Genomic DNA, 374 nt, shown 5'->3' on the forward strand with positions numbered 1-374 from the left:
TCCGGGTCCCGCGCTAGAACCGGCACCTCACCTCGAAAGGATCAGCACCGGGCTTCGGGCGGTTAGCATCGCTGGGTTCAGCATGGGCGTTCCTTCGCGGGTACGGGAATATCAACCCGTTGTCCATCGACTACGCCTGTCGGCCTCGCCTTAGGTCCCGACTCACCCTGGGCGGATTAGCCTGGCCCAGGAACCCTTGGTCTTCCGGCGGGGGAGGTTCTCACTCCCCTCTCGCTACTCATGCCTGCATTCTCACTCGCGTGGCGTCCACGGCTGGATCACTCCGCCGCTTCCACCGCCACACGACGCTCCCCTACCCATCCACACACCTGGCCGCCGACCACGACGATCGACGACGGGTTGTTGTGTGAATG

The 374-nt window shown here is 64.2% G+C and carries 1 rRNA gene; it reads right to left on the bottom strand.

Annotated elements, in window-relative coordinates:
* Positions 1-374: ribosomal RNA gene (locus tag A6V29_RS08450) — 23S ribosomal RNA — on the bottom strand; the annotation flags it as partial.

The sequence above is a fragment of the Blastococcus sp. CCUG 61487 genome (assembly GCF_005222955.1).
In the GTDB taxonomy this organism is placed as follows: Bacteria; Actinomycetota; Actinomycetes; order Mycobacteriales; family Geodermatophilaceae; genus Blastococcus.